Genomic DNA, 9,092 nt, shown 5'->3' on the forward strand with positions numbered 1-9,092 from the left:
GGAGCAAACCCAAACCGTTTTGCAGGATAAATACTTGCAAAACCGCTATTTCAAAGGCATGCGCCACCTGATCCACGACGAGAAAGATCCAAAATGGCTGTTGCAGGAGCCGGTAATCGAAAGTCTCGGTATTCTTGCCTCGCACGACCTGCCTTTCGACGTGGTTGGTGTGTTGCCGCAGCACATTGAAACCGTATTGGAGGTAGCAGAGAAAGTTCCGTCGTTGCGAATGGTCTTTGACCATCTGAACCATCCGCCGATCGTGGTCGGTGAAAAATTTGGCCGCTGGGGAAGCCTGATGCAGGAAGCGGCCTGGCGTCCCAACTTTTATGCAAAGATCTCGGGCCTTGGCACCGTGACGAAAAAAGCTGACTGGACAGCGGAGGATATTAAACCCTACGTGTCGTTTGTCCTGGAGAAATTTGGGGAAGACCGTTGCTTTTGCGGTGGCGACTGGCCCGTGTCCTTGCTGGCCGGGAGTTATACCCACACATGGACGGTTTACAAAGACCTGCTTTCGTCCTTGTTAAATGAAGCGCAGCGTAAAAAGGTGTATGCTGAAAATGCAACCGCTTTTTACCAGTTATAAATGTTCTTTGAAACGTATCTGTCGCGATCAGTCCTTTTTGATGGACCGGTAATTTTTTGGCGAAACGCCAATGGTCTTGCGGAATCGCCGTGAAAAATAATACGGGTCATCGAAGCCGAATTCTGACGCGATGTCCTTGATCGATTGGTCGGTGAAATCTAGCAGCTGGCTTGCCTTCTGCATTTTCAGCTGGATGAAATAATCGATCGGGGAGTAGCCCGTCCGTTGCTTGAAAAGGCTGGAGAACCGCGACGGCGAGTAATAGAACTGCTGGCAAAGTTCCTGGAGCGTGATGTTGTTGTTGATGTTCTCCTGCATGAACCGGATGGCGTCGTCAACGATATCCGGTTTGGAAACGCTGGCTTCAAAATGCTTGGCGTTGTAAAGAAAGAGGGTCAGGAAGTGGCTGAGGCAAAGATTGGAAAAAGCCAGGTTGTCGATGCTGTAGCCCGATTCAAGTGTTTTGTAAATTTTGTTGAACAGGGCCACGATCGTATCGCTGGTTTTGATGTGCATCGGCCGGAAATGGTCCTTCACCGTTTGCATGGCGTTGAAATCCGGCAGCGAGGCGCCGCCGAAATGCACCCAGTAAATGCTCCACGGCTCGGCGTCGTTGCTTCCGTAGGCGTGCTCTTTATTTGGCGGCAGGATAAAAAATTCGTTTGGGCTCACGTCGAACCGCTCGTTCTCGATGGTGTACCAGCCTTTTCCGTCGACACAGAAAAAAAGGAAATTTTCCGGTAGGCCTTTTTTGCGGTAGGTGTAATGCCCTTTGGCCTGGGGGTAATAACCAAGGCTGGCAATGTAAAGCGACTGGAGCAACTTGTTGTTCAGCACATGCGTTTTTAAAACGGTCTTCGGGATTTCGATCCGCTGACGGCCGGTGCCGTGCCAGATATTTTTATAGGAACCTTCTTTCGTCAGTGTTTTCATGTTTGCTAAAAAATTGGCAGCCGGTGGCGTTGCTGCAGAAAGAATGAATGTACCATACAAAATACAAAATAGAAAAAGGAAAATGCCAATGGGGAAACGGTACGAATTCAACGTTAACCTGACCGGTTCCTGAACAGCTCATTATTTTTACGCAATGCAAAGTCTGATGCTATATGAACATACCATACAAACCCCTGTTACCTGTTAACGACCATCCCATCGTCATCATCGGTGCCGGTGGTATTGTGGGTGATGCGCACCTTCCCGCTTACCGGCAGGCCGGTTTCAACGTGTTTGGCATCACCAACCGTACGAAGGCAAAAGCGGAGGACCTCGCCAAAAAGTTTTCCATTCCACATGTTTTTGATACGGTGGCCGATGCGGTGGCACATGCGCCGGCCAACGCCGTTTACGACATTACCACCATGCCGGAGCAATACATCGATACGCTGAATCAACTTCCCGACGGCTGCGCTGTTCTTATTCAGAAGCCGATGGGTGACGACTTCGGCCAGGCGCAGGAAATTTTGGAAACCTGTCGCAGAAAGAACCTGGTCGCGGCCATCAATTTCCAGTTGCGTTTTGCACCGTTTGTCAGTGCGGCCCGCTACATGATCGAACAGGGAATGATCGGTGAATTGTATGACCTGGAAGTACGGGTGACTATTCATACGCCCTGGGAAATTTTCCCGCATGTGATGGTGCATCCGCGGCTCGAAATTCTTTACCACAGCATCCATTACATCGATTGTATCCGCTCTTTTTTGGGCAATCCCAAAACGGTGATGGCAAAAACACTAAAGCACCCGGCCAAAAAATTATCGTCGAGCCGCTCCACCATTATCATGGACTACGGCGACACGATGCATGCCGTCATCAACACCAACCACGATCATGATTTTGGTGCAAGGCACCAGGAAAGCTATATCAAATGGGAGGGCACCAAAGGCGCCATCAAGGCCAAAATGGGATTGCTGATGGATTATCCCCGCGGCGTGCCGGACTGTTTCGAGTATTGTTTGAAAGAAGAAGGAAAGGGTCCTGAATGGAAAACGCTGCCGCTGGAAGGATCGTGGTTCCCCGAAGCTTTTGTCGGTACCATGGCCAGCCTGTTGCGCTACAAGGAAGGTTCATCCACCGAACTTCCCACCAGCGTGGAAGACGTCATCCACACGATGGCCGTTGTGGAGAGTGCCTATCTTTCCAACAAGAAAGGCGGCGTGCCGGTGGCGGAACGCTTTTATGAAAAAGAAAGAACAAGGTGATTGATTGGTGCTTCCTGCGTGAAGCAACAGCATCATTCAGAAGAAATTTTAAAACGATTTTTGATGTATTTCAAATCTATTTTTTTCGAGGACTACGAATTGGGCACGAAACGGGTGACCCTGGGCCGCACCATCACGGAAACGGATTTCGTGGTGCATGCCGGGCACACGGGTGATTTTTTCCCGCACCACATGGACGAGGAGTGGTGCAAGACGCAGCCGTTCAAAAAGCGCATTGCCCACGGCACCATGATCTTCAGCATCGGCATCGGGCTGACGGCTTCCGAGATCAACCCGGAAGCGTTCTCAAAAGGCTACGACCGCTTGCGGTTTGTGAAGCCGGTGCACATTGGCGATACCATCCATTCGGAGATCACCATTTCGGAAAAGACCGATGCCAAAAAGCCCGAGTATGGCTCGGTGACAGAACACGTGGAAGTGATCAACCAGCACGGCGACGTGGTGCTGGTGTGTGATCACCTGTTGCTGGCCAAACGCAAGCGAGCCGTGTCAAGTCCTGAACATCTTTCGTCCACCAATTAAACTTAGCATATGGCGCTCATGCCTGTTGAAACGATTGCTCCCGCGAAGAAGCCCGGTACGGAACACACGGCCGGCACCAACAAATTCCTGGTTCCTTTCATCCTGGTTACCTGCCTTTTCTTTTTGTGGGGCATGGTGCACAACCTCGACTCCATCCTGATTCCGCACCTGAAGAAGGCCTGCGAGCTGACCAACCGCCAGTCGACACTGATCGACACGGCGGTGTTTTTCGCTTACTTCGTGATGGCCATCCCGGCGGGCATCATCCTGAAAAAATGGGGCTACAAAAAAGGCATCATCGGCGGCTTGCTGGTGGCAGCAACCGGTGCCTTGCTTTTTGTGCCGGCGGCCAACACCCGCAGCTTTGAACTGTTTTTGCTGGCGCTGTTCATCATCGGTTGCGGCATTGCCGTGCTGGAAACGGCGGCCAATCCCTATGCAGCGGTGTTGGGCAAACCCGAAACGGCCGGCATCCGGCTGAACTTTGCCGCGGCCATCAATGGTCTTGCCGTTTTCATTGCGCCACTGGTGGGAACGCTGTTTATTTTATCCGGCATTTCGCACAGCAAAGAGCAGTTGGCAGCCATGCCGCTGGCGGAAAAAGCCGCCTACCTGGCGTCCGAATCGGCTTCGGTCAAAATACCCTACCTCACCTTGTGTGGCGGTTTGCTACTCGTAGCGATCCTGTTTTTCTTTTTTCGTTTTCCCGAAGTGAAGTCCGAAGCCAAATCGGTGAAGGTGTCGCAGTTTTTCAACGTATTGCGTCACCGGCATTTGTCATGGGCGGTGCTGGCCCAATTTGTTTACGTGGGGGCGCAGGTTTGCGTCACGTCGTTTTTTATTCGCATGGCCCAGCAGGGTGGTGGCCTGGATGAAAAGACCGCCGGCTTTTACCTGGCCACCGTGTACGGTGTCCTGTTTCTCGTTGGACGCTTTTCCGGAACATTTTTTTTGAAGTATGTAAAACAGCAAAAGCTGCTCACGATTTATGCGGTGGCCTGTACCCTTCTTTGCCTCGCGGCCATTTTGGGCAAGGGCGAGTACGTGGTGTACTGCCTGGGCGGGCTGGGCTTTTTTATGTCCATCATGTTCCCGACCATTTTTTCGCTCGGCATTGTGGAACTGGGTGAAGACACCAAGCTGGGGTCTTCTTTGTTGGTGATGTCGATTGTGGGTGGGGCGATCTTTCCTTACCTCATGGGCACCATCATCGATCTGAGCGGCGATAAAATTCAGCCGGGCTACGTGGTGCCGCTTGTGTGCTACCTGGTCATTATTTATTTCGGCATCAGGGGGTATAAAGTAAAACAGCATGAAAAGCCCGTTGAACTGAATTAGCATTTATGGGTAACCGGCAACGGTGCTATGATCAACGTCTGTTGCGTCGCACTCTTGTACGTTCAGTAACGCTATTCGGCAAGAAAGGCATGATGGTATAGATTGGAAAAGGGAATCCTCTTCATTTTCACATGAGGATCCTGGACTGCAAATTTCAATCTTAACCGAACCTGCAGACGATCCAGTAGATGTACGTTCATTTTGAGGGCAGGTTTCGCTCCGAAAGGAGCGTCGTGTTTATAGAAAATTCATGCGGACGAAGAAACCAGGCTCCAAAGGAGCCCCGTGTTCTACGCCGTTGTCAACACGCGGCACCTTCTGAGCCAGTGCCAATTTTCTTATTGAAAGGAATTTTATTTTGACATGGCTGTGCAACAAGGGATGTTCTCTCAAGCTGCCGGTAAATAGAATACAGGTAACCAAAAGGATAAACAGTACTATTTCTGAATGAAAAAAACGCTACTCTCGTTCATCGCCTTTTTTTGTTTCTCCTTTTTGTTTGCCCAAAAAACGGGGCAGACCGATTTGCGCAAAGCCTTTCTTTCGCCACCTGGGTCGGCAAAGCCCTGGGTCTTCTGGTACTGGCTAAATGGCGCTGTTTCCGCCGAAGGCATTACGGCTGATCTGGAAGCGATGAAAAAAGGCGGCATTGCCGGTGCTTATCTCATGCCGATCAAGGACACAACCAATCCATCTGTTTATCTCCCAGCCGCAAGACAACTGTCCCCGCAATGGTGGAGGATGGTAAAGCATGCGATGGCCGAAAGCAAACGACTCGGGCTAAAGCTGGCCTTCCACGTCAGCGATGGATTCGCACTGGCTGGCGGCCCGTGGATTACACCGGAGACTTCCATGCAAAAGGTCGTTTGGTCGCAAGTGAATGTACGGGGCGGAAGAAGTTTTTCGGATACCTTGCCGAAGCCCAAGGCGCTTGAAAACTATTACGAAGACATTGCCATCTATGCTTTTCCCTCTTTACCGGGTACAGGTATTTCAACCAAATTAATCAAACCAAAAATCACCACCAGCACGGGTGCTGATGCGCAGTTCCTGGTTGAGCCCAACAACACAAAATCGTTTACCAGCGGCGACTCCTGCTGGATTCAATACAACTTTGAGCAACCCTTTACGCTTCGTTCGCTGGTGGTGAAGAACTGGCTCTACGGCCGCAGTGCGTACATCACCAATCAACTGATGATTGAAACGAGTGAGGACGGAAAGAACTTTCATTTTTTTACACGATTGGAGGCGCCCCGTCATGGCTGGCAGGATTGGGACAGCGACTACACGCATGCCATTCCCGAAGTCACGAGCCGCTATTTCCGTTTTGTCTACAGCAAGCGTGGCATCGAACCCGGTGCGGAAGACCTGGATGCGGCCAAATGGAAACCTTCGCTCAACATCAAAGGACTTGAGCTATCGTCAGAGCCGCGCATTCATCAATACGAAGGCAAGAACGGCGAAGTGTGGCGGGTAAGCAAGCGCACCACCGATGCACAACTGTCTGCGCAGGATTTTGTGCAGATGAAAAGCATCATCGATATCACAAAATATTTGGACAAAAATGGCAAGCTGACCTGGACTGTTCCCGCCGGTAACTGGACCATTCTTCGCATCGGCCATACGTCAACAGGACACCGGAACGAAACCGGCGGTGGGGGAAAAGGGTTGGAATGCGACAAGTTCAGCCCCGAAGCCGTGACGCTGCAATTCAACAACTGGTTTGGCGAGATCATGAAGCAGGGCGGCGCCACGGCGAAAGAAGTCGTGAAGATTTTTCACGTGGACAGTTGGGAATGCGGCAGCCAAAACTGGTCGGCGACTTTCCGGGAAGAGTTCAGGAAGCGGCGGGGCTATGACCTGTACACTTACCTGCCGGTAATGGCCGGCATCCCGGTGGAAAGCAACAAAGTTTCAGAAGGTGTTTTGTACGACGTGCGGCGCACCATCGCTGATTTATTGAACGATACGTTTTACGGCACGCTGCAAGCCTTGTCGCACAAAGCGGGCATGCAGTTCAGTGCGGAAAGCGTGGCGCCAACGATGCTGAGCGACGGCATGCAACACTATGCAAAAGTGGATTTGCCGATGGGTGAATTCTGGTTGCGCAGTCCAACGCACGACAAACCAAACGACATGCTGGACGCCATCAGCGGTGCCCATGTGTACGGAAAGAACATCATCCAGGCCGAAGCTTTTACGGAAATACGACAGGCCTTTGACGAACATCCCGGCAAGTTGAAAGCACTGGCCGACCGGAATTTTGCACTGGGTATTAACCGCCTCGTGTTTCATGTGTTCATGCACAATCCCTGGCTAGCCAAAAAGCCCGGCGTAACGCTGGATGCGATTGGCCTCTTGTTTCAGCGTGACCAAACCTGGTGGCCAAGAGTGAGCGCCTGGACGGATTACATCAGCCGTTGCCAGGCCCTGTTGCAGATGGGAAAGCCGGTAACGGACATTGCAGTATTCACCGGCGAAGAATATCCCCGCCGCTCACTTTTGCCCGAACGATTGGTGCCCACGCTTCCGGGCTTGTTTGGGGAGAAAGCGGTGGAGCGGGAAAAGAATCGTTTATTGAACGAAGGCATGCCGACACGAAAGCCGGAAAACGGCGTGACCTTTGTTGCCAATACCACGGATGCGCAAACCTGGAACGACCCCCTGCGGGGTTATGCTTACGATTCGTACAATCCCGATGCGCTCCTGAATTTATCCAGCGTGAAAGGCGGCGAGATTGAATTAAGCACGGGTGCCCGTTACAAATTATTGGTAGTGCCGGATGTGCACAAGATGATGCCCGATAGCGGCTTCTTGTCGGTGGAAGCGGCGAAGAAGATTGTTTCATTGGCAAAGGACGGCGCAACGGTTTTGTTGGCAAACGAAGGCAAGTCAACGTTCGGATTGAAAGATGATAAGAGCGAATTAAAGAATGCCTTTGCTGCTATTCATTCCGGCAGTTTGAGAGGTTCAACAATGCATACCGTCGGCAAGGGAAGGCTGATCACCGGGGTGTTTGAAAAAGCATCGCTGGAGACATTGGGAATTGCGCCGGATTTTGTTGCAATGGATGAAAAGGGCAAGGGCGCCGACAGCATTTTATGGACGCACCGTGCAGGAAAAGACTTCGACATTTATTTTGTTTCGAACCAGGCGGCGGCGAGAGACCTCAATCTTTCCTTGCGTGTGGAAGGAAAAGTGCCGGAGTTGTGGAATGCGGTTGACGGCAGCATAACAACGGTAAGCAAATGGACGACGAAAGGGGGCAGAACGGATTTACCGGTTCATCTGGAAGGCTACGGTTCCGTGTTTGTGGTGCTGCAACAGTCAACGACAAAGAAGGTGATGAAAGTGCCGGCGCATGAAAGAACGGTGGTTGCAACCATTCCCTCACCGTGGACGGTAAACTTTGACCCAAGGCTTGTCGGACCGGAAAAACCCTTGACCTGGCCGGTGTTGATGGATTGGAGCAGGAGCGACGATTCTGCCGTGCGGTATTATTCCGGGGCGGCGGTTTACCAAAACAGGTTTAGCTGGCAGCGGGGGAAAAAGTCAGGGCCAGTTTGGGTGAATCTTGGCGACGTAAAAAACATCGCAACGGTATGGGTGAACGACTCCTTTTGCGGAACGGTGTGGACGGCGCCTTACCGCCTGCCAATAACGACAGCCTTGAAACCCGGCGTAAACAGGATAAAAATTGAAGTGATCAACACCTGGGCCAACCGGATGATTGGCGATGCAAAATTGCCCGTTGAAAAGCGAATCAGCAGCACGGTTTATCCGTTTAAGATGGAAGGAAAGGGGTTGTTGCCGGCGGGTTTGTTAGGACCGGTGAGGTTGGAAGTAGTGAAATAAAGAAAAGACCTGATTCTGTGGGCCTGAGTCGGAGACATCAGGCCTGCAATTCTAAAATTTGGTGAACACTACAGGCATCGAGGACAGTTACTGGTTAGAAACTTAGGAAATAATTTTTTGAAACAATGGATAGTCTTCAATCATTGGTGACTCTACAGCCAAATATAAAACTCTTCCAAAATTTTCTTCTTTATACTTCAAGGTGTTTTTGATTTTGTTTACATATAAAAAGAAGATGTCCAAAAAATCATGACCATTCATATAGTTTCTTATATCTGAATTAAACTTTGACTTCAATTCGTTATATCTATTTATAAGCAAATCTTTCTCTTTGTTAAGGTTATTTTTATCGATGAATTTTTGTAAATAGGCCATTTCCACGAAGTTAATTTTACCAGTATCCTTTTCTATTGAAATATTATTTTCAATTGCAACAAGCTGTGCAGATGTCGGCTTCCCTATAATTCGCTCATTTGAAAGTTAGCAAAGGCGCTTAATTTTAAATGAGTAAATATGAAAAAATCAAACTTCACCGAAACACAGATTGTCAAGGCTATTCAAGAGCACGA

At 50.3% G+C, this 9,092-nt stretch carries 7 protein-coding genes; 5 read left to right on the plus strand and 2 right to left on the minus strand.

The genetic code is table 11. The features are described 5' to 3' along the window. The coding region (locus D6024_RS25865) for an amidohydrolase family protein (protein WP_162945047.1) at positions 1-589 on the plus strand (589 nt) is incomplete at its 5' end. Between the two features lie 27 nt (positions 590-616). On the opposite strand, the gene D6024_RS25870 is transcribed toward D6024_RS25865, so the two are convergent. Then, entirely contained in the window at positions 617-1,522 is a 906-nt protein-coding gene (locus D6024_RS25870; protein ID WP_121357731.1) for an AraC family transcriptional regulator, read from the minus strand. Positions 1,523-1,695: 173 nt separating this feature from the next. On the opposite strand from D6024_RS25870, the gene D6024_RS25875 reads away from it, so the two are divergent. The 4 genes from D6024_RS25875 to D6024_RS25890 all read left to right on the plus strand — a co-directional run bounded on the left by D6024_RS25875 (position 1,696) and on the right by D6024_RS25890 (position 8,523). Next, positions 1,696-2,787 carry a Gfo/Idh/MocA family protein gene (locus tag D6024_RS25875; RefSeq protein ID WP_121357727.1) on the plus strand — a complete coding sequence of 364 codons (1,092 nt, stop codon included), beginning with the start codon at positions 1,696-1,698 and terminating at the stop codon, positions 2,785-2,787. Positions 2,788-2,850: 63 nt separating this feature from the next. Continuing rightward, positions 2,851-3,330 carry a MaoC/PaaZ C-terminal domain-containing protein gene (locus D6024_RS25880; RefSeq protein ID WP_121357732.1) on the plus strand — a complete coding sequence of 160 codons (480 nt, stop codon included), beginning with the start codon at positions 2,851-2,853 and terminating at the stop codon, positions 3,328-3,330. A gap of 9 nt (positions 3,331-3,339) precedes the next feature. After that, complete coding sequence (gene fucP / locus D6024_RS25885) at positions 3,340-4,668, plus strand: L-fucose:H+ symporter permease (RefSeq protein WP_121357728.1); 1,329 nt, start codon at positions 3,340-3,342, stop codon at positions 4,666-4,668. A 447-nt stretch (positions 4,669-5,115) separates the two neighbouring features. Next, positions 5,116-8,523, plus strand: a complete 3,408-nt coding sequence (locus D6024_RS25890) for a glycosyl hydrolase (protein ID WP_121357729.1) — start codon at positions 5,116-5,118, stop codon at positions 8,521-8,523. A 102-nt stretch (positions 8,524-8,625) separates the two neighbouring features. Here the strand turns inward: D6024_RS25890 and D6024_RS25895 are convergent, their stop codons facing one another. Further along, positions 8,626-8,898, minus strand: coding sequence for a hypothetical protein (locus tag D6024_RS25895; protein WP_121357730.1), 273 nt, complete (start codon positions 8,896-8,898; stop codon positions 8,626-8,628). Positions 8,899-9,092 lie beyond the last annotated feature (194 nt).

Origin of the sequence: Flavisolibacter nicotianae (assembly GCF_003628535.1) — a bacterium.
In the GTDB taxonomy this organism is placed as follows: domain Bacteria; phylum Bacteroidota; class Bacteroidia; order Chitinophagales; family Chitinophagaceae; genus Flavisolibacter; species Flavisolibacter nicotianae.